The organism is Flagellimonas meishanensis (assembly GCF_019880545.1).
Classification (GTDB): Bacteria; Bacteroidota; Bacteroidia; order Flavobacteriales; family Flavobacteriaceae; genus Flagellimonas; species Flagellimonas meishanensis.
The window spans coordinates 1,409,216-1,428,731 of sequence record NZ_JAINVW010000003.1 but is presented as its reverse complement, the minus strand read 5'-3'; the positions used below and the strand labels follow the sequence as shown (position 1 = coordinate 1,428,731).

At 44.0% G+C, this 19,516-nt stretch carries 16 protein-coding genes and 1 tRNA gene; 5 read left to right on the top strand and 12 right to left on the bottom strand.

The genetic code is table 11. The annotated features are described in order from the left end of the window. Position 1 precedes the first annotated feature (1 nt). On the bottom strand, positions 2-622 hold the full coding sequence (locus K7G75_RS14590) for an RNA polymerase sigma factor (protein WP_222984966.1): 621 nt from the start codon (positions 620-622) through the stop codon (positions 2-4). A gap of 159 nt (positions 623-781) precedes the next feature. Next, positions 782-1,639 carry an AraC family transcriptional regulator gene (locus tag K7G75_RS14840; protein ID WP_222984965.1) on the bottom strand — a complete coding sequence of 286 codons (858 nt, stop codon included), beginning with the start codon at positions 1,637-1,639 and terminating at the stop codon, positions 782-784. A 132-nt stretch (positions 1,640-1,771) separates the two neighbouring features. Here K7G75_RS14840 and K7G75_RS14580 point away from each other — a divergent pair, with 132 nt between their 5' ends. From K7G75_RS14580 to K7G75_RS14570, 3 genes are read left to right on the top strand one after another with little or no spacing between them, the layout of a single operon-like run. Then, positions 1,772-2,701 carry a dihydrodipicolinate synthase family protein gene (locus K7G75_RS14580; RefSeq protein WP_222984964.1) on the top strand — a complete coding sequence of 310 codons (930 nt, stop codon included), beginning with the start codon at positions 1,772-1,774 and terminating at the stop codon, positions 2,699-2,701. Positions 2,702-2,715: 14 nt separating this feature from the next. Continuing rightward, positions 2,716-4,296: an aldehyde dehydrogenase (NADP(+)) gene (locus tag K7G75_RS14575; RefSeq protein WP_262420352.1), complete on the top strand. Its 1,581-nt coding sequence runs from the start codon at positions 2,716-2,718 to the stop codon at positions 4,294-4,296. Positions 4,297-4,356: 60 nt separating this feature from the next. Then, the gene (locus tag K7G75_RS14570) at positions 4,357-5,361 is read left to right on the top strand and encodes a 4-hydroxyproline epimerase (protein ID WP_222984963.1); all 1,005 of its coding nucleotides are present in this window, start codon (positions 4,357-4,359) and stop codon (positions 5,359-5,361) included. A 123-nt stretch (positions 5,362-5,484) separates the two neighbouring features. Here the strand turns inward: K7G75_RS14570 and rpsU are convergent, their stop codons facing one another. The 10 genes from rpsU to gldJ all read right to left on the bottom strand — a co-directional run bounded on the left by rpsU (position 5,485) and on the right by gldJ (position 17,401). Then, positions 5,485-5,682, bottom strand: a complete 198-nt coding sequence (gene rpsU, locus K7G75_RS14565) for a 30S ribosomal protein S21 (protein WP_222984962.1) — start codon at positions 5,680-5,682, stop codon at positions 5,485-5,487. 459 nt (positions 5,683-6,141) lie between these two features. Further along, positions 6,142-6,216 (bottom strand) — tRNA-Val (locus tag K7G75_RS14560). A gap of 30 nt (positions 6,217-6,246) precedes the next feature. After that, on the bottom strand, positions 6,247-6,657 hold the full coding sequence (locus K7G75_RS14555; RefSeq protein ID WP_222984961.1) for a 6-pyruvoyl trahydropterin synthase family protein: 411 nt from the start codon (positions 6,655-6,657) through the stop codon (positions 6,247-6,249). Positions 6,658-6,769: 112 nt separating this feature from the next. Then, on the bottom strand, positions 6,770-7,645 hold the full coding sequence (locus tag K7G75_RS14550; protein ID WP_222984960.1) for a hypothetical protein: 876 nt from the start codon (positions 7,643-7,645) through the stop codon (positions 6,770-6,772). A gap of 28 nt (positions 7,646-7,673) precedes the next feature. Further along, entirely contained in the window at positions 7,674-9,407 is a 1,734-nt protein-coding gene (locus K7G75_RS14545) for a SusD/RagB family nutrient-binding outer membrane lipoprotein (RefSeq protein WP_222984959.1), read from the bottom strand. A gap of 20 nt (positions 9,408-9,427) precedes the next feature. After that, positions 9,428-12,682: a SusC/RagA family TonB-linked outer membrane protein gene (locus K7G75_RS14540; RefSeq protein WP_222984958.1), complete on the bottom strand. Its 3,255-nt coding sequence runs from the start codon at positions 12,680-12,682 to the stop codon at positions 9,428-9,430. A 415-nt stretch (positions 12,683-13,097) separates the two neighbouring features. After that, positions 13,098-13,547 (bottom strand): helix-turn-helix domain-containing protein, encoded by a 450-nt coding sequence (locus tag K7G75_RS14535; RefSeq protein WP_222984957.1) that lies wholly within the window; start codon positions 13,545-13,547, stop codon positions 13,098-13,100. 366 nt (positions 13,548-13,913) lie between these two features. Beyond that, a complete protein-coding gene (locus tag K7G75_RS14530; protein ID WP_222984956.1) occupies positions 13,914-14,300 on the bottom strand; it encodes a thiol-disulfide oxidoreductase DCC family protein in 387 nt (128 codons plus the stop codon). An 86-nt stretch (positions 14,301-14,386) separates the two neighbouring features. After that, on the bottom strand, positions 14,387-15,682 hold the full coding sequence (locus tag K7G75_RS14525) for a UDP-N-acetylmuramoyl-tripeptide--D-alanyl-D-alanine ligase (protein ID WP_222984955.1): 1,296 nt from the start codon (positions 15,680-15,682) through the stop codon (positions 14,387-14,389). Positions 15,683-15,745: 63 nt separating this feature from the next. After that, the gene (gene gldJ, locus K7G75_RS14520) at positions 15,746-17,401 is read right to left on the bottom strand and encodes a gliding motility lipoprotein GldJ (RefSeq protein WP_222984954.1); all 1,656 of its coding nucleotides are present in this window, start codon (positions 17,399-17,401) and stop codon (positions 15,746-15,748) included. Positions 17,402-17,783: 382 nt separating this feature from the next. Here gldJ and porV point away from each other — a divergent pair, with 382 nt between their 5' ends. Further along, the gene (gene porV, locus K7G75_RS14515) at positions 17,784-18,929 is read left to right on the top strand and encodes a type IX secretion system outer membrane channel protein PorV (RefSeq protein ID WP_222984953.1); all 1,146 of its coding nucleotides are present in this window, start codon (positions 17,784-17,786) and stop codon (positions 18,927-18,929) included. A gap of 71 nt (positions 18,930-19,000) precedes the next feature. After that, positions 19,001-19,492, top strand: coding sequence for a cytidine deaminase (gene cdd, locus K7G75_RS14510; protein ID WP_222984952.1), 492 nt, complete (start codon positions 19,001-19,003; stop codon positions 19,490-19,492). Positions 19,493-19,516 lie beyond the last annotated feature (24 nt).

The window sequence follows — 19,516 nt, the reverse complement described above, 5'->3', positions numbered from 1 at the left end:
GTCATAAAGAATTATAGGTTTTGACCACTTTTAACTTGGCCCGGTTCAAGCGCATTTTTACCGCACTCTCACCTACGCCCAAGAGTTCCTGAATTGATTTAATGGAGGCATCATCCTGATATTTTAGAAGGAGCAGGGCCTTATCTTCCGTGGGAATCCTATCCAACGCAAGCGCAAGCTTTTCCGGGTTCAATTTGTTGATTTCTTCAATGTCAATGTCCTCATATCCCTTTTCCTTCAGCTCCTTCTTGCCCAGTAAGGTCTCCTTTTGTTTCTCCTTTAGATCCCGTGTGACATAATTTGCGCAAAGGTTGTATGTGATTACGTAGAGCCATGTGGAGAAGGCAGCCTTTAAGGGGTCAAACCCATGGATTTTGAGATAGGCCCTCAGAAAAATATCATGCGTCAGGTCTTTGGCCTCATCCCTGTTCTTTACAAAACTGTAACATTTGTTATAGACCTTGCTGGAATAGCGATCATACAAATGCCCGAACAATTTACTGTCCCCATGCTCCACAATTTCCTGAATCAAGGCCTCATCGCTCCATTTTGCGAACAAATCCTTCCCTTCCGGGGATTTGTTCGTGAACAAGGCCAATATCACTGCACTTCCCTTTGCCATATTGTACGAATTAAAGCAATTAAAAAGAATTGGGAGAAAAATTTAACGGAATATGAATCCTTTTTGCAACGAGGATTTGGTATCGCTTTTGAAGCCACCATATATTATTGAAAAAGTGACTCCTGATTCGCTGGGCATGAAATAACCCATGTCCAAAAATTAAAAGCGTACCCGTTTCGAGTTTTTGTAGTGAAGTGGGGACATCCCTTTTGTTTTTTTAAAAAACCGATTGAAGTTTGAAACAGAGCCAAAACCACATTGAAACGCAATGTCCGATACCATGATTTTATCACTATGGGTTTCAAGTAACTTGCAGGCATGCTCCAGTCGCAGTTCCTGCAAAAATTGGGTGTAGGTTTTTCGCGTGTGCAACTTGAAGAAACGGCAAAAGGCAGTAGGCGTCATCGACGCAACGTCCGCAATCGCTTTTAAGGAAATCTGCTCCTGAAAATGGGAGAACATATAGTCAAACACCTTCCCCATACGCTGTCCCTCAATGTCCCTAAGGCGGGTCTTGTAATCATTGGAAGATAGTTGCGTCTTTGGCTCTTTGGTAAGGCACGAGAGCAGCTCAAAAAACAGTACAAACCGATTTATCCCGATACAGTCCCTGATCTTTAAAAAAAAACGAACATGTTTTTGGGTTGGTGCTGTGAGTTTGAATCCTGAATTGACCTGAGCGAAAAAACCATTGAGTGATACCAATTCATTGATCTGGAACAATTGACCACCAAAATTAGCCTTGACAAAAAAAATGGAAAGCATATGTGACTTACCTTGGCCTTTCAGGTCACTTTTGAATACATGGGGCAGATTGTTTCCAAAAACAAAAACATCTCCGGGCCTATATCGTTTTATGGCGTCACCGACAATAAGTGTGCCCGTTCCCTTTAGGATACAACTTAGCTGAATCTCCTCGTGTTGATGCAGTTTATTGTAAAATTCCTCCTCCACATCCTCCTGAACGATTAGGGCATCATTGGCAGTCTTGGGTATTTTGAATGGATATACTTTCACTATGCTTTTATTATCTTGAAAAAGATAAAATTAGATTAATCATGATAAAATATGCATATTTTTTGCTAATTATTACCTATTGTTCACCGCTAGGAGTATTTATTTTTGACCCAACCTAAAAATGTAGCATCTATGAAGTTCAAATGGGAAGGCGTAATGCCCGCGGTAACCACAAAGTTCACTCCAAAAGACACTTTGGATCTGGAACTTTTTGAATTGAACATAAACGCCCAACTGACAGCCGGTGTCCATGGGATTGTACTCGGCGGCACCTTGGGAGAGGCCAGCACATTGGTACATGAAGAAAAAAACATCTTGTTGAAAAAGACCAGGGAAGTGGTCGGTGACAGGGTTCCGGTATTGATGAACATTGCGGAACAAACCACAAAAAATGCCATTCTGGCGGCCAAAGATGCTGAACAAAATGGTGCGGATGGCCTAATGGTACTGCCTCCTATGCGTTATAAGGCAACGGATAAGGAAGTGGTGGCCTATTTCAAGGCGATTGCGAAGAGCACTCCCTTGCCGATAATGGTATACAACAATCCGGTGGATTACAAAATTGAGGTGACACTGGATATGTTTGAAGAGTTATTGGAAGAGGAGAACATACAGGCCGTCAAGGAAAGTACACGGGATATTTCCAATACCACAAGGATTAAAAACCGATTTGGTAATCGTTTAAAGATACTTTGTGGGGTAGATACATTGGCTTTGGAAAGCCTTTTGATGGGTGCAGATGGTTGGATTGCCGGGCTGGTCTGTGCTTTTCCTGCCGAGACCGTTGCCATCTACGAATTGCAAAAAGCAGGTAGGATAGAGGAAGCCCTGCAAATCTATCGTTGGTTTTTACCTTTGTTGGAACTGGATATTGATCCGCAGCTTGTCCAAAACATTAAATTGGCCGAGGTTTATACCGGAATTGGTTCGGAATATGTGCGGGAACCACGACAGCCACTAAATGGTCAACGACGCGAGGAAGTTGTCAAGATTATTGAAGCTGGATTAAAAAATAGGCCGGCTCTCCCGGATTATAAACATTTGAAGGACTCTAAATCTTAATTAAAACCAGGGAAATGATGACAAAGGATAAAATGGGGGTATTGGGTGAAAATTTGATAGGGTATGAAAACTCTTCCGAGGGAGAACTGAAGTTCAAAACATTCAATCCGTTGCTCAATGAGGAAAACCCTTGGATCTTTTGTCAAGCAAGCTCCAAGGAGGTAGAAAGAGCTGCAAAAAAAGCCAGGGAAGCGTTCCCTACCTTTTCTTCATTGCCTGGATCTAGAAGAGCTGCATTTTTAGAGGCAATAGCTTTGGAAATGGAGACGAACAGGGAAACCATCTTGGAGACTTATGTTGCGGAATCTGGATTGCCCGTGGGTAGGGCAGAGGGTGAGTTTGCACGCACCTTGGGACAGATCAATAGGTTTGCCAACATAGCCAGGACAGGCCAATGGGCGGAGCCCATCATCGATATAACGGATAATGTGGACATAAGAAAGACCAACATGCCCATTGGTCCAATTGTGGTTTTTGGGGCAAGCAATTTTCCCTTGGCATTTTCCACTGCAGGGGGTGATACGGTAAGTGCCTTCGCGGTCGGTTGTCCAGTGCTTGTAAAGGCACACCCAATGCATTCTGGTACCAGCTCACTTGTGGCCCAAGCTATTTTCAGAGCTGCCAGGGAAACTGAAATGCCCGACGGTACTTTTTCGCATCTTTTGGATTGGGACAATTCGGTGGGGGAGGCTTTGGTAAAGCATCCCGAGATTCAAGCAGTAGGTTTCACGGGAAGCCTTAAAGGCGGCCTGGCATTAAATCGTTTTTCGCAAGAAAGGGAAAATCCCATACCCGTATTTGCTGAAATGGGAAGCATCAATCCCGTGGTGGTCTTACCCAAGATCATTGAAGAGCAGGGATTGCATTGGGCTACGGCCCTTGCCGGGAGCATTAATTTGGGAGCGGGCCAATTTTGTACCAATCCAGGACTGCTGATCGGTATTGAAGATTCATCCTTCACAACGTTTATAGATCAATTGGCCGATGCCCTTTCCGAGCAAAAGCCATCCTGCATGCTACATCCCAAGATTTTTGAAACGTATAGAAGGTCAGTAGATCGCATGGAGCAGTTGGGAGCCATTGTTCTGCATCGAAAACAATCTGACGAAACCACCAATTTTGCCGTACCCAGATTGGTCAAAGTCCCTGGGGCCATGTTCACGGGTAATGTTGAATTGCATCAAGAGGTCTTCGGACCTTTCTCCATGGTGGTTTGTTGCCGCGATAAAGAGGAGCTTAACAAATTGGTTGCCAACCTGGAAGGACAATTGACAGGAACCATTTTGGCAAACAAAGAGGAATTGGAGACTTATGCCGATACCATTGCAAGCCTGCAATCCAAAGTGGGTAGACTTATTTTTAACGGTGTTCCCACAGGTGTGGAAGTCTGTTCGGCCATGCAGCATGGTGGGCCATATCCCGCTACAACCGATAGTAGGTTTACTTCCGTTGGAGATGATGCGGTAAAACGATGGATACGTCCGGTCGCTTTTCAAAATTGGCCAGATCCGGCGCTCCCGGCACCCATTCAGAATGACAATCCATTAAATCTTTTGCGAAAATTTAATGGCGATTATACTTCCCAGAGGTTATGATTGTAAAGGCAATGGGAAATTGGATAAGGAAATGAACGATAAAGAATCATTTTTCATAGCATGACGCACACGTTTGAATGTATAGACGCACATACCTGTGGCAATCCGGTGAGGCTCGTAGCTCATGGAGGACCCGAACTTAGGGGAAAATCCATGAATGAGAGGCGGCTGCATTTCATGGAGGAGTTTGATTGGATAAGAAGGGGACTAATGTTCGAACCCCGGGGCCATGATATGATGAGCGGTAGCATTTTGTATCCTCCCCATGATCCCCAAAACGACTTTGCTATATTGTTCATAGAAACAAGCGGTTGTTTGCCCATGTGCGGACACGGAACCATAGGCAGTATCACCATAGCCTTGGAAGAAGGTCTCTTAAAGCCAAAAAAAGAGGGTCTTTTGCTCATGGAAGCTCCTGCAGGACTGGTAAAGATTACCTTTGAAATGGAAGCAGGAAAGGTAAAATGGGTCAAGTTCAATAATGTTAAGAGCTATTTGGCCGCCGACTCCCTTACCGTGGATTGCCCCGAATTGGGTCCCCTCAACTTTGACGTTGCCTATGGCGGTAATTTTTATGCGATTGTGGATCCACAGAAGAATTTTGAAGGAATCCAGGCGTTTTCAGCCTCCAAAATTATCCAATACAGTCAGGAGTTAAGAAAGAAAATCAATAGTAAATATCCCGATTATTTTATCCATCCTGAAAATGAAACGATCAGGGATGTTAGCCATATCCTGTGGACAGGAACACCACTGGATAAGGAATCTTCGGGCCGAAATGCTGTGTTCTATGGAGATAAGGCCATCGATCGTTCTCCCTGTGGCACTGGAACTTCTGCCCGAATGGCGCAATTGCATGCCAAAGGCCTTTTAAAGCCCAAGGAGGATTTCATCCACGAAAGTTATATAGGTTCCAAATTTATTGGCCGCATCGAGGAAGTCACCTCAATTGGCGGAAATACAGCCATAATTCCAAGCATAAAGGGATGGGCACATGTTTATGGGAAAAACACCATTACCATTGATGACAGTGATCCCTATGCACATGGTTTTCAGGTGATTTGATCATGTGTGCAGTCATTGCCCATCAAATTGAATTAGCAAGCTGGCATTGTCTTGAATATATCACCGCTGTCATTAATTACCCATTTTAATGGTATTTTTTTTGATTTTGGGAATAAGTCGCCACTATTCGTTTTCCTTCTCCATGATATATTGTTCCCTATACTGCGCTTTTTTCAGGGTTATCCGTTTTTTTTCGGACTTTTTGGTAAATTCTTGATTTTCACGGATTTGTTCCAAACGTTTCGTGTTTCGGAACTTCCTTTTGTAACGCTTTAAGGCCCGTTCAATGTTTTCTCCTGATTTTATCTCGATTCTCAGCATATTTTTTTATTAAAAGATTATGTTTCTCCTTGCAATTCTAGTTTTTTCCTTTGATGCGGGATAAAGCGATATCATTCTTGAAACCCACAGCGAATCGCTTTCAAGAAATCTTATCGGTTTTTAATGAACAAACAGAAATCAGGGGATGATGAAGGTATGATCACTTCACGATCTTGAGGCTGTAATCAACAACTACGGTTTGAGCTTTAAAATCTATACTGGATGCGGAATGTGCCTATCCAGTTGATCATCAATATTGGATGGGCAAGGGCAAAGATTCTTTGGTTCTCTGTTTCGTGAGGTTTGACGTTCACCAGGGCAAAGGTAAGCAAAGCAATTGGGGATTAAGAATATAATGGTAACTAATGGTCGCTCCCATGCGTTTCGTGCTATTCGCGACTTGTGACACTCCATGAAAAAGGACAGCCGTTATTCAACTGACCGTCCTTTAGCGTAATGTGGGACATACTGGATTCGAACCAGTGACCTCTGCCCTGTCAAGGCAGCGCTCTAAACCAACTGAGCTAATATCCCCTAAAATGGTGGTGCAATATCGGAAATTTGTCACCAATCTCCATATTCCGCAGAATTCTTTTGGGTTTCGTGCAGTGTAATGTGCAATAAATGCCCTTTTTTCAAATGGGGCTTTAAAATATCGTAAATGATTTTTACGAAATATTCCGTAGTTGGAAACAGTTCTTTGAACTCTGGACAGTCCTCGTTCAGGTTTTTATGGTCAAATCGATCTTCAATCTCCTCTTTGATGAGCTTTCCCAATACCGCCAAGTCCATTACAAAACCAGTTTCAGGATCAACCTCACCCCTAATCCTTACTTCCAGGTCAAAATTATGACCATGGTAGTTAGGGCTGTGGCATTTCCCAAAAACAGCGATGTTTTTTTCCATGCTCCAATTGGGATTGTGCAGCCTGTGGGCGGCATTGAAATGGGCTTTTCTGCAAATGGTGGCAATCATGCTACAAAACAAAGAAAAAGTAATGAACCTTCATAGCGTAATTCCATAAAAGAAAGGAACCTCCAATTTGGGAGGTTCCCTTGTCAAAAAAAACACTGTATGTGAAGTATAATTATAAATTATCCAAACAATAATCCAGCAGTTCCACCCCGGCGGCGGGACTTGGCTGAAGGTCCAGTACCACATTGCCATTGGCAGATGTTACCTGGGCCGTCACTTCTTCATCAAAATCTCCGGAGGTAAAAATGATTCCCAGGACTTCGTTATCTGCGGTCACCTCAAATGTAAAACTTGCCGAACCACCAGTTTCAAAAGTATAGGAGGTAGTTTCCCCATCAATGGTGATGTCTAGGCTGGCGTTGTTCCAGCCATCACCAAACGAATCCTGTAGCTCGACGGACCACGTACCAGCTGTGGGTACGGTGGGCGGGCATACCACGGGGGAAGAATATGCATATGGAGAGCTAAAGAACGAACCGTTGGCCACGGTTCCGGCGGCATTGTTTGTAAAAATACGTCCATCGGTCAAAAGCGCCTCCAATCTAAAATTGAATACATCCCCTCCGGCAATATCATCAAAGTCTACTCCGGATGCAGCGATTGCCTCGGCATAGGTGAATGATATGTCCCCTCTTGGGAAACCAAAAGGTCCTGGTGAGAAACTTGATGCTGAAACGGTGCCTATAAGACCTTCATCCGTGCTCAGGTCCGGATCTCCATCTTCAATGGTAGTATCTGAAAATGCTACATATATATTGATTTGGGATAAAAGGCCACCCCCTAGATCATCTTGTACTTCCAAGGTTCTTCCCCAAACCGACTCCAGATCTGAAATGCTGAAGTCATCCCCCAAGCTGGCAACTGTTCGCAGCACAAGTCCGCGGGAGACCGTTTCTTGAACCTGATCTACAATCTCGTCCGCTTCGGTACATGAGATGGCAAAAACCAATCCCATCATAAGAATTATATAAATTTTTATTGTTTTCATCGTTTTATATTTTGCGTTTTAGATTTAATCAGTTCGAAAGCGGGAATGATGGTCCAGCTGGATTGTTGTCCCAAAACACCTGTACCGCCAGTGAAGACTTCTGGGTAATGTTCGAATTGGAGGTCACTGCTTGGTTCGGGTAGAACATAGATCTTGGAAAACTTCCAGGAGAAGGCTCCCTGTTAGGTTGGAGACTGTTCGGGAATCCTGTTCTACGGTAGAAATTATAAGTTTCTATACCGTTTCCATAATGTGCAATGAAGTAGTTTTCCGCCAAAATATTCCATTGATCATCTCCTGTGGCCGCACTAAAGGCGGTCACTTCCGCATTGATGAAATCTGTAACATCTGCAGAGGAGGGTTCAAAGGATAGGTCGGCATTTGCGTCCAATGAAGCAAAACTTTGAACTTTCGCAATTTGCTTGATCATGCCGGCTTCCATAAAACCTTGGGCTGCCGCTACGTTACCTTGGGCCAAAGCGATTTCCGCTCTCCAAAAATCGACCATAAAGGCATTGAGAATCGGGGTTACACCAACACCTCCGCCACCAAAAGATGTCGGATCTGTAGGCTGCGCCACGGTACGGAAGCTTCCATCATCAAAACTTCCCCCTGCGGGATAGACTCCCCATGTAGTCCGTAACGGGCCGTCAGGAGGAGTGCCCTCGTCATCTCCGTGATCCCGACCCCAGTATCCGTTGGGTAGATTACAAAATGTAAACCCTCCCGAAGTATAATGGGCCGGAGGTGTTTGCAAGGAACACCTAAGGGTTTGCTCGTCCGGTGCGATTTCCACACCAGGCACTTCATTTGTCTGGCGATAGAAGTAATATCTCAATCTAGGATCTCCATTAACCTGCATGTCATTCATCAACCAATTGGAGGCATAGTCCCCAGGCCCGTTGGATACATAGTTAAGACCGTACCTTGGGTGCCTGTTATCAGGCTGTGCCGCACTTGTGCCCGGCCAGTTGAAATCCAGATCATCGGCGGTGTCCGTAATATAGTTTCCCGATGCAACTATGGCATTAAAGGCATCAATGGCTCCCGGATCTACCAATCGGGTTTGAAGATAAAGCTTCATCTTCAAGGTATTTGCTGCCTTTAACCATTTTGTATAATCGTTATTATAGACAAGGTCTGTTGCAGGATTTGAAGTAGCCGCATTGCTAAAGTTGACAATGGCCTGGTCTAGCAAAGCTTGGGCAGCATCATATACAGATTCACCACTATCCAGGACCGCATTTACTATTTCCGGTGCCTGAACGGCCTCGGAGTAGGGAACATCTCCAAAGAAATCGACCAAGGAACTTATTACATAAGCCTCAATGAATTGTGTTATGCCCAAATGTCTGGTCAGTCCAGATTCTTCCGCCAGGGGGGTCATCAAACGAATGTCCTTCAATATGCCCCGATAAGCATTGTCCCATTCATCATCCACATCACTATCTTGGTAGGTACTTTCGTAATCCCTGCTACTCATCTGCATTACACGGGTGAGTTCCATTCCCAAGGGTGACAGACCATCTCCGAATTGAAAACCACCCGTCACAAAATTATCATTGGGATCTCCAGCTACATCACCGTCCAGATGCCTTGCAAAGTCCTCCTGGATGGATGTTATGTAAAAATCGGGAGAAGAAAGTTCTGGTGTCAAGAAGTTTGGATCCTCCGTAATGTCCAGTTCTGAAACTTCACATGAAGCCAATGTTAAGAGTCCTACAAAAAGACTCCATTTCATATATTTTACTGTTCTTTTCATTTTAGAATCTTTTTTCATTATTAAAAGGTTGCTTTTACACTCAAACCATATCTTCTTGAACTTGGCCCATTAAGGAATTCGAAGCCAAATCCGTTTCCAACTCCGGTTCCAGAGGTATTGGGGTCAAAATTGGCCCCATCGGGAGTGTTTATGGCATCGTACCAAAGGTTTTGACCTGATAAGGTGAACGACAAGCTTCCAAAGGGGGTTTTATCCAAAAACTTTTTGGGTAAAGAATAACCAAGACTAACTTCCTGCAAGCGGATTACCGATGCATCCCATACCTGTAATTCAGATGGTCCATTCAAAATATTATTGAAGAAATAGTCAGAATTGTTTATTTGGACATCGTTCACGCGCCCATCACTCTGTTGTACTCCTGGAAGCACAAAGGTGTTCTCCCTATCCAAGGTTTCTACAATAAGACCTCTACCAAGCAAGGTGGAGATTGTACTGGAGTAGATATTGCCACCGCTGGTATAGCTCAACTGGAAACCGAAATTGAAGTTTTTATAGGAAAAACTGTTGATCATATTGCCGACCCAATCTGGGTTTGGATCTCCGATTACCCCATCTTGTGGATCTTGTACAAAGTCACCTATGGCATTTATCACAAACTCTCCATTACTGTCCCTTAGAATTCGAGTTCCATAAATGACACCTAGTGGTTGGCCTTCAATAGCGGCGTTCCCCAAGTTCCCAAAACCTGAATAGACAATAAGGTCAGTGTCGGCACCAAGGTCTGTGACTTCGGTTTCAGTGGCCGTAAAGTTGATGTTGGTTTGCCAGTTGAACCCACCTTCGCTCTTAGGCCTGAATATATTAAGGCCTAAGTCCAACTCGATACCTTCTCCTTGGATTTCACCAACATTGGTATTCGTCCTAAAGAATCCTGAAGAAGGGTCCAAGGGTTGCGTTACGATAAGATCCGTTGTATTACGTTGGAACACGGACGCATCAAATGTAATCCTTCCGTCCCACCATCTGGATTCCACACCAATTTCAAGTTCATCGACCCGCTCTGGTTTAAGATCCGGGTTGCCCAAGGTCAGTGGGCTTGTATTGGATACAATATTGGTTCCTGTTGGATCTTGAAAATCCTGCGTGTCCAGAATCAATCGATTGGCTACGGGGTAGTTATCGGAATTTAGATCAGGAAAACCTGCTGATGTTCCATAACCTGCGCGAATCTTTAGGTAGTTCAAAACATTCTCGCTCTTTAGGCCATCAATTGCCGTTGTGGGAACAAATGAGATACTTGCACTTGGATAAAACAGCGACCTGTTGGCCTTGGAAAGGTTGGAAGCCCAATCGTTCCTACCGGCAAGTGTAAGGAAAACATAGTTGTCGTAGTCAAATTCAACCTGACCATAGAATCCTACCAAGTTACGCTCGGATGATTGCTGTATCTCGTTTTGGTTCAAGAAGTTGAAATGGCGCAATACGCCGAATACTTGTTGTGCATCACTGGCAACACCGCTTTGATCAAATATTTCCCTTCTTCCATTGACCCCTAGGTTAAATGTTGTGCCAATCTTCTCAGTAATGTCGTAATCACCGTTTAACGCGAAATTGTGGTCCCAAATGGTATTTGTATTGTTCCAAGTCTCATAGATACCACTTGATAGTCTAGGTTGGGGTACATTTCCGTTTATTCCTCCCTTGTTCTGGAAGTTTACATTGTTCTCACTATAAACATCGATACCGGCCCTGTAGATGATATTCAAGTTGTCGTTAATGTCGTATTGTAGTCCTAAGTTTCCAAAAACACGGTTGGTCTCTTGTCTTGTTCCGGCATTATTGGCTGTCCACAGGGGGTGTTGAATGTCGTTCCCATTTCTGTAGTAAATACTGCTACCGTCAATGGGACTTTGGAACGGCAATCCTACCACATCGATACTCCTAGGGGTAAAGAATAGATCCCCAAACACAGAAGATCCAGAACCAGTTGCGCCATTACCTTGGCTCAATGCCACTGGAGGTGAGATAAATTTGGTCCTGGCATAGTTCAAAGCACCTGTAACGGTAAATTTGTTTGATAGCTGTGCTCGACCACCAATACCAAGGTTATTTCTTCCCAGACTGTTACCGGGGGTGAATCCTTCATCCTTCAAATGGCCGTAGTTGGCATTATAGGATACTTTGCCATCGTCTGAAGCGCCACTAACATTGACAGATAAGTTGGATACTGTTCCTGTTCTGAAGAAATTCTCAAAACTGTCATAGGGCCTCCATTCGTATCTGGCGTTTGCAAATTCTGGAAAAGCCTGTTGTCCAGCTGCGGAAATGGAATAGGGGTGAGGTAGGGTACCATTGGCATCAAAAGCAGCACTATTGCCCCAACCGGAAATTCCACCACGATCAAAACTGGGCCCCCAGTTACTGAAGAACCAGCCGAAAGATTGGTCGAAACCATTTCCAAATTGGTCTTGATAATTTGGGGTGGATGCAATTTCATTAAAGAAGAAAGAGGAACTTACCGTTACCTCGGTCTTTTTTGCTCCTTGTCCTCCTTTACCTGCTTTGGTTGTGATAAGGATAACCCCGTTACGTCCCAAGGAACCATAAAGTGTTGCGGCTGCAAGACCTTTCAAAACGTTCACGCTCTCAATGCTATTGGGATCTAAGTCCAAAAATCGACTGGAGCCATTGTTCCCGTTGATAAAATCTTGACGGGAGCCTTGCCGGCCGGAAGGATTGGTATCTGCATTAAAAGGAACCCCATCAACTATAAACAACGGTTGGTTGCTTTGACTGAATGAGTTGAAGCCCCGGATGACAATGTTGGTACCAGATCCGGACAAACCGCTCTGTTGGGTGATATTCACACCAGAGGCTTTTCCCAACAGCACACGTCCAATATCCCCTTCGGCTCTTTGCTCAATCTGGTCCGAACCCACTTCGGCAACCGCATATCCCAGGGCCTGTTTCTCCCTACGGATACCAAGAGCTGTCACCACAACCTCTTCCAAGGCTTGTGTGTCCTCATCCATTTGAATGTTTATAACATCTTGTGCTCCCACCAACCGACTTTCAGGTCTTTGGCCGATGTACGTATATACCAACGTTTGTCCAACACTGGCGGTTATGGCATAGTTACCATCAAAATCGGATTGGGTACCATTGGTAGTGCCTTCAACCAAAATATTGACCCCTGGGAGTGGAATCCCTGCTTGATCAATGATGGTTCCCGTAATTGTTTTTTCTTGAGACCGTGCCGTTGCCATGCACAACAACACAAAGACCAGTGTCCCAAACAGTTTTTTTACTTTCATAGAGTTAAAAGTTTTGTTAGTAATTAATGAGTTAGCGCAACTGAGAAAGGCAGGCGGGAGAAGGTGTTTGATAGCTAATTCAAATAATACTCCCTAGTACGAAAACAAAACTTAATGGAAAGTCTCTATTTATTAAGGTAGTAAGGCCTCTCACCGCCTTACCTTTACAATTGCAGTAACAAAACAACCGCAACCTGAAGAAAATGGGGTACTTCTAAAACGGGACGGACTTCTTTAAAATCCAAGCCAAACGGGACGAACTGTTTTTAACATTTTTTTATCTGAAACAATAGTGCTTGGATAATCCTAAATACTGATTCTTCCATTGGATTTGGGAATTAAAAGCATTGATTTTGAATGATTAGGACAAAAAATGTGTGCGTAGTAGCTAGTAGAAATTCTGAAACGGTGGTTATCAGGAGGTATACATTACCAGATTTCGATAGTCATTTGGGTTTAGACCCGTCTCTTTCTTAAAGGCGCCATAAAAGCTTGTTTTGCTGTTGAAGCCTACTTCATACATCACAGCTTTTACACTCAGCATGGGCTGGGTAAGCAACAAATCCTGTGCTTCCTTTACCCGGTAATGATTCAATAAGGCGTAGAAGTTCTTTTGCAGATACTCGTTTAGCACCTGGGATACTTTGTATCGATCCTTGTCTATGTGCTCGGAAAGCTCATTGAGTCCAATGGACCCATCCTTAAAAAGCTTGTCTTCTTCAAGGGCCAAAACAATCTTTTGTTTAATCTCCAAGGCCTCATCCTGGGTTAAACCGGACTTGACGTATTTGACCGTCATGAAGTCGTTCTCCTCGTTAGAGGATACTCTCTTGATGGGAAAAAATGTAGAAAATAGTTTTCTCATCTGGTTGGGTTGTAAACTTTCGTATTTCTAGTTACAACAATATCAGTGAGTTATGGTTTTTTCCGATAAGGATTTACGTTAAGTTTCTTCGGGTTACTTTACTTATTCCATCATTTTTGTAGGGATAACCAAGCCCGTTTGGCCATTGGAAAGGGGCATGCTCAGAAGTACACCACATCGCCCATATAACAGAAAGTATGGGGAAACCTGTGGTTCTAATAGTTATCGTTGGGAGTTGAATGCCTAGGAATCAATCACAATGAAATCAAAAAAAATCGAGTAAAGAATAAAGTGAAAAAAATCTTTTGACAAATGGTCAAGGGATTCAGGAATGAGACAATGCCGAAAGGTTAAACGATGGATGGGTCAACCAAAATTCTGTTGCAAATGGACCCGGCAGTACGCTGATTTCCCAAACAAACGCACCCGATTCTTGGCCACAAAGGAATAAAAACCATCTCTTGCAAATCTTGGGGGCAGGCCCAACACCCTTGCAAGCAATTGATATTTTGGCACTTTTCCAATTATCTTTAAAAAACCGTCTGATAGTGTATGAAGCCCATTTTCGTCCACAAGTACAACGGTTTCCAGCGTATCCGTTTCAAGTCCGTTGCAAGCTAAAATTTGTTGACCCCTAGCGGATTGAAATGGAACAAAATCAAAAAAGGATGAATTCGAGGTGCGGATAAGCCAAGCCACCACTCCGTTGCAAAGGTTGCATTCACCGTCAAAGATTATGATACTTTTTTCCATTCCTGAACAGTTTATTGAACTTAGTTCGTTATGGAACGCCATTCATTTCAGGAACAAAGGCCTTAATCCTAAGATTTTTGAAAATTTTATGATTTGGGGTTCAATTGTCCAATATGGTCCAACACCCGCTCAAGTGCCATTCCCCGCGAACCTTTTATCAAAACATGGCCTTTTTGAATGGGATTGGCGGCCAAAAAATCCTTAAGGGCGTCAAACGTTTTGAATTTTTTGAAGGAGGTCCGTACTTGATTGAAATTCTCACCAGCCAAAAAAACTTGCTCAAAGCCGGAAGCATGACAGTAATCAGCCATTTCTTGGTGTTCCTTTGCGGCGTCCTCGCCAAGCTCAAACATGTCCCCCAAGACCAAAAACTTATCGGAGACCTTAATGGTTTTGAAATGATCCAACGCTGCCCTCATACTCGTTGGGTTAGCATTGTAGGCATCCAATATGATGGTGAGGCCATTACGTTCGATTACCTGCGAACGGTTGTTTTGGGGGCGGTACGATTCGATGGCATCCTTAATATCTCCCAAGGGCACGTTGAAGTATTTGCCCATCAATATGGAGGCACAACAATTGGGGAAATTGTACGCGCCCACAAGTTGGGTATGGCACCGTGTGCCTTCCATTTCAAGCACAACGTGCGGATTGGTTTCAACCAAAGAAATAATGTAGTATTGGTGGTCCGTGGTGCTGTACCCAATCTTTTTTACATAGGATGACAATTTTTCCGCTTGAATTGGGTCATCAGCGTTCAAAAATGTGTGTTTGTCATGGGAGGTAAGGTAATTATACAGTTCACTTTTGCCCTTGATTACACCCTCAACCCCTCCAAAACCTTCCAAGTGCGCTTTGCCAAAGTTTGTGATGTAGCCAAAATCGGGTTGGGCTATATTGCTCAAAAACGCAATTTCGCCTTGGTGATTGGCGCCCATTTCCACAATGGCGATTTCAGTATCCTTTTTAATGGACAATAAGGTCAGTGGAACCCCAATATGGTTGTTGAGATTGCCATGGGTCGAAACCGTCCGATATTTTTTGGATAGGACCGCGCTGATAAGTTCCTTGGTGGTGGTCTTGCCATTGCTTCCGGTAAGCGAGATTACCTTGGCCTTACAAAAATGCCTATGATGTGTGGCCAATTGCTGCAAGGTTCCAAGCACATCATCCACAAGTATGCATCTGTCGGAAACGCTATGCCCTTCTTCGTCGATAATGGCGTACGCGGCACCTTTTTCAAGTGCGCTCTGGGCAAATTCGTTCCCATTGAAGTTTGGGCCTTTCAAGGCAAAAAAGAGGCAATCCTTTGTGATTTTGCGACTGTCCGTGCAAATGTTTGGGTGCTCCAAGAAGAGCGCATGAAGTTTGTCCAATGTCATTAATCGAAGATAAAAAAAAGCCCTGATTAAAAATCAGGGCCGATAAACAACTTTACCAAAAAACTATTTAGCTTTTTTGTGACGTATGGTCTTATTCTTGGTTTTGGATTTGGATCCTACTCTGGACATGGCGCATCGGAAACCTATGTCGTCCGTTGCCATATATTGCGGAAGGTATCTCCGTTGTGATGGATCTAACCAAAATGCTCGATCTCTCCACGATCCACCCTTGTACACCCGTACCTCATCGTTGATCAAGGACGTTCGGTAATTGGAGGTATCGTACTGGCGGAGTATTTTTCCTGTTGAGTCACGTTCCACCTTATGCTTTGGTGAATCGTACATTTTTCTATTTTCTGCCTCGTCGCTGAACCTAGCAAAGAATCTTGATGAACCTGGATCTCCGTCGCGGTAACCCCGGTTATCGCTATGGTCAAAATTGGTTCTCAAATAGGTTTCCTCATCGGTCACTGGCACTTCTTTTATCTCTCCCGGAAGATTTATGGCAACGATTTTTCCATTGGGCAGTGTATCATAAACGATTTTATCGGTCAAGATTTCCACTTTTCCATCCTCGCCAATGGCCTTCTTCAAGAACACGTTACCACGGTAGTAATTGAAATCACTTATCTCATCATCCACAATGGGACGGTAAACATCGGCAACCCATTCGCTAACGTTACCGGCCATGTCATAAAGACCAAAATCGTTTGGTTTATATGATTTCACCTCTGCCGTGATGTCCGCACCATCGTCAGACCATCCTGCGATTCCACCATAATCTCCTTTTCCTTGTTTAAAGTTGGCCAACTGGTCACCTCTACCCACACGCTGTCCATTTCGGGTGTAATCTCCTTCCCAGGGATATTTTTTTCTACCTCTGTAATTGTTGTATTCCCTTGAACCAACAAGCGCTTGCGCAGCATATTCCCATTCGGTCTCAGTGGGGAGCCTGTATTCTGGCATGAGCACACCGCTACTTCTTTTGGCAAAAACATTGATGGAGTCCCTTTTTTGTTTTCCTTGGAGTGAATCAATTTCACCACCATATACAGATTCTGGATTGTTCAAATAGGCCTCGGTGCTAAATGTACCGCCTATTTCACCGTTCAACACCTGATATTTTGCGTCTTGGGCCAAAAATCCTTCCCGTTCCAACATCGCCTCGTTCACCCTGTCGGTCCTCCATTCGGCATATTGCGAAGCTTGGACCCAGTTCACACCAACCACCGGATATTCCGCATAGGCCGGGTGACGTAGGTAATTATTGGTCATTGTCTCGTTGAAGCCCAGTCTGTTTCTCCATACCAAGGTATCTGGTAAGGCACCTTTATATATATTGGCATAGTTGGGATTCTCTGGAGGGTACACGGATTTTAGGTAATCCAGATATTCCAAATACATCACGTTCGTCACCTCGGTCTCATCCATATAGAACGACTGCACGTGCTGCTGGGTAGGAGTATTGTTCCAGTCGTGCATAATATCGTCCTGGACCTTACCTTTGGTAAAGGTTCCCCCCTCGATGAATACCGTTCCGGGAGGAGTCTCTTGCTCCTTGAAATCAGAATTGTACTGAAATCCACCTTCCTTGGCATTTATTTTCCATCCCGTGGCTCTGGAAACGTTTTTGGATGATGAAGAGGAATTTTTACATGCAGTAAAACTTCCCATTACAATGGCGCAGGAAAGTACAACTTTTAAAAAGTGCTTTTTCATAATTTGGGCTTGAGTACTTTAAAAAAAGGGTTCTGGACCCTCAGAAACTTCAATTTGTTTTGATTTTATAATCCTTTGTTGGCATTTAAACGATGTATTGACCATAATATTTTGTGCCCATCGATTATTTTGGCAATGCCACAAAGGGAAAATGTCATATTGTTGTAACGTGAATCATTTGAAAATAGTATGAAAGCTTTGATTTATCTCGGGTCCTTCATGCGTTAAAAGTGAAAAAAGAAAGGCCGCGTATGGTCCAGACAATCAACTTGAGCAAAAAATCTATCCTTTATTACAAGAATTCGGACAAAAAGCCGTTTACTTGTAATATGTCCAGCACTGTACATGGACCTCAATACGTACTAAACGCTAAAAGAATAGAATGAAAAAGTTACTGATATTGGTGGCGCTGGGGGGTATGTTGCCACACCTGAGCGCGCAACAAGAAAGAGTAATTACAACCGCCGTTCCTTTTTTGACCATAGCAGCCGATGCAAGGGCATCGGGTATGGGAGATATGGGCGTTGCCACCTCCTTTGATGTGTTTTCCCAACAGTGGAATCCGGCCAAGTATGCCTTTGCCACCCAAAAAACTGGGATCGGTGTAAGTTATACACCTTATTTGGAAAGCATTGTAAATGATGTCTCGCTGTTGAACGCGGCATTCTATAACAAACTGAACGATCGCAGTGCATTTGCTTTTGGGCTACGTTACTTCGGCTTGGGAGAAATCGAGCTAAGGCAGACCATTGATGAAGAACCCACCCTGGTGAAGCCCAATGAATTTGCCATTGATGGTTCCTACTCCTTAAAATTGAGCCAAACCTTTTCCATGGCCGTAGGGGGAAGGTTCATAAGCTCCAACTTGAGATTTCAGGATGGACTACAGGATTCCCAGGCGGCCAATGCATTTGCAGTGGACATTGCCGGTTTTTACAGATCCAGGGAAATCGCATACAATAACTATGATGGTCGTTGGAGGGCCGGGTTCAGCATTTCCAATCTTGGGGGATCTTTGCAGTATGATGAAGGCGGCCAGCAGAACTTCCTGCCTACTAACCTAAAGCTGGGTGGTGGTTTTGATTTTATATTCGATCAGGACAATGTGTTGGGGGTGCATACCGAAATAAACAAATTATTGGTCCCGACACCTAGGGATTTTACGGGAGATGGATTGATTACCGCAGAGGACAATGATGAATATCAGAATATATCGTTCTTTAATGGCGTGTTCGAATCCTTTGGCGATGCACCGGATGGTTTCAGTGAAGAGCTCAAGGAAATCACATGGGCCTTGGGGGCAGAATACAAGTATCGCGAGGCGTTCATGCTACGCGGAGGGTATTTCAACGAAAGTGAAGACAAGGGAGCCAGAAAGTTTTTCACCCTTGGAGCCGGGTTTAAGTTCAAGACGGCCCAGATAGACCTTTCCTATCTCTTCTCAACCTCCCAAGTAAGGAATCCTCTGGAGAACACCCTGCGTTTTTCGCTTACCTTTAATTTTGGGGAAGAATATTTGAACGACTAAAAAACAAACCTTGAGAATAAAACCTGTCCTTGGACGGGTTTTTTTATTTTTGATGGGTAACTTGGCACATTATGAAAAAGAAGCAGATTGGTTTTGAGCTTTCCATTTTTGAAACATCCGATGAGCTATCCAAAGATGAAAAAAAATTATTGGAAACCGCCGAGGCTGCCCGTTATGATGCCTATGCTCCCTATTCCAATTTTCAGGTGGGAGCCGCACTTCTCTTGGAAAATGGTCAGATCATTATTGGAAACAACCAAGAAAATGCCTCATATCCCTCGGGGCTCTGTGCGGAAAGGGTGGCCGTGTTTCAGGCCGGGGCAAGATATCCCGGCGTGGCCATAGTTTCCATTGCCATAAGTGCTGCCTCAAAAGAACATCTTTTAGAGGTTCCCGCGGCCCCATGCGGCAATTGCCGACAGTCCATCATAGAATACGAACAACGTCAAAAATCCCCGATCACCCTAATAATGAGAGCCGAAAAAGGACCCATTTATTCCTGCACTTCCGTGGCCGATATTCTGCCCTTGGCCTTCGGCAGTTCATTTTTGGGGGATTCTTAAATCAATTCTTTTTCCAAAACAGAT

Bases quoted from the DNA above. Each gene is read 5' to 3' on its own strand.
- K7G75_RS14590 (WP_222984966.1), bottom strand. From the start codon at position 622: ATGGCAAAGGGAAGTGCAGTGATATTGGCCTTGTTCACGAACAAATCC.
- K7G75_RS14580 (WP_222984964.1), top strand. From the start codon at position 1,772: ATGAAGTTCAAATGGGAAGGCGTAATGCCCGCGGTAACCACAAAGTTC.
- K7G75_RS14575 (WP_262420352.1), top strand. From the start codon at position 2,716: ATGATGACAAAGGATAAAATGGGGGTATTGGGTGAAAATTTGATAGGG.
- K7G75_RS14570 (WP_222984963.1), top strand. From the start codon at position 4,357: ATGACGCACACGTTTGAATGTATAGACGCACATACCTGTGGCAATCCG.
- rpsU (WP_222984962.1), bottom strand. From the start codon at position 5,682: ATGCTGAGAATCGAGATAAAATCAGGAGAAAACATTGAACGGGCCTTA.
- K7G75_RS14555 (WP_222984961.1), bottom strand. From the start codon at position 6,657: ATGATTGCCACCATTTGCAGAAAAGCCCATTTCAATGCCGCCCACAGG.
- K7G75_RS14550 (WP_222984960.1), bottom strand. From the start codon at position 7,645: ATGAAAACAATAAAAATTTATATAATTCTTATGATGGGATTGGTTTTT.
- K7G75_RS14545 (WP_222984959.1), bottom strand. From the start codon at position 9,407: ATGAAAAGAACAGTAAAATATATGAAATGGAGTCTTTTTGTAGGACTC.
- K7G75_RS14540 (WP_222984958.1), bottom strand. From the start codon at position 12,682: ATGAAAGTAAAAAAACTGTTTGGGACACTGGTCTTTGTGTTGTTGTGC.
- K7G75_RS14535 (WP_222984957.1), bottom strand. From the start codon at position 13,547: ATGAGAAAACTATTTTCTACATTTTTTCCCATCAAGAGAGTATCCTCT.
- K7G75_RS14530 (WP_222984956.1), bottom strand. From the start codon at position 14,300: ATGGAAAAAAGTATCATAATCTTTGACGGTGAATGCAACCTTTGCAAC.
- K7G75_RS14525 (WP_222984955.1), bottom strand. From the start codon at position 15,682: ATGACATTGGACAAACTTCATGCGCTCTTCTTGGAGCACCCAAACATT.
- gldJ (WP_222984954.1), bottom strand. From the start codon at position 17,401: ATGAAAAAGCACTTTTTAAAAGTTGTACTTTCCTGCGCCATTGTAATG.
- porV (WP_222984953.1), top strand. From the start codon at position 17,784: ATGAAAAAGTTACTGATATTGGTGGCGCTGGGGGGTATGTTGCCACAC.
- cdd (WP_222984952.1), top strand. From the start codon at position 19,001: ATGAAAAAGAAGCAGATTGGTTTTGAGCTTTCCATTTTTGAAACATCC.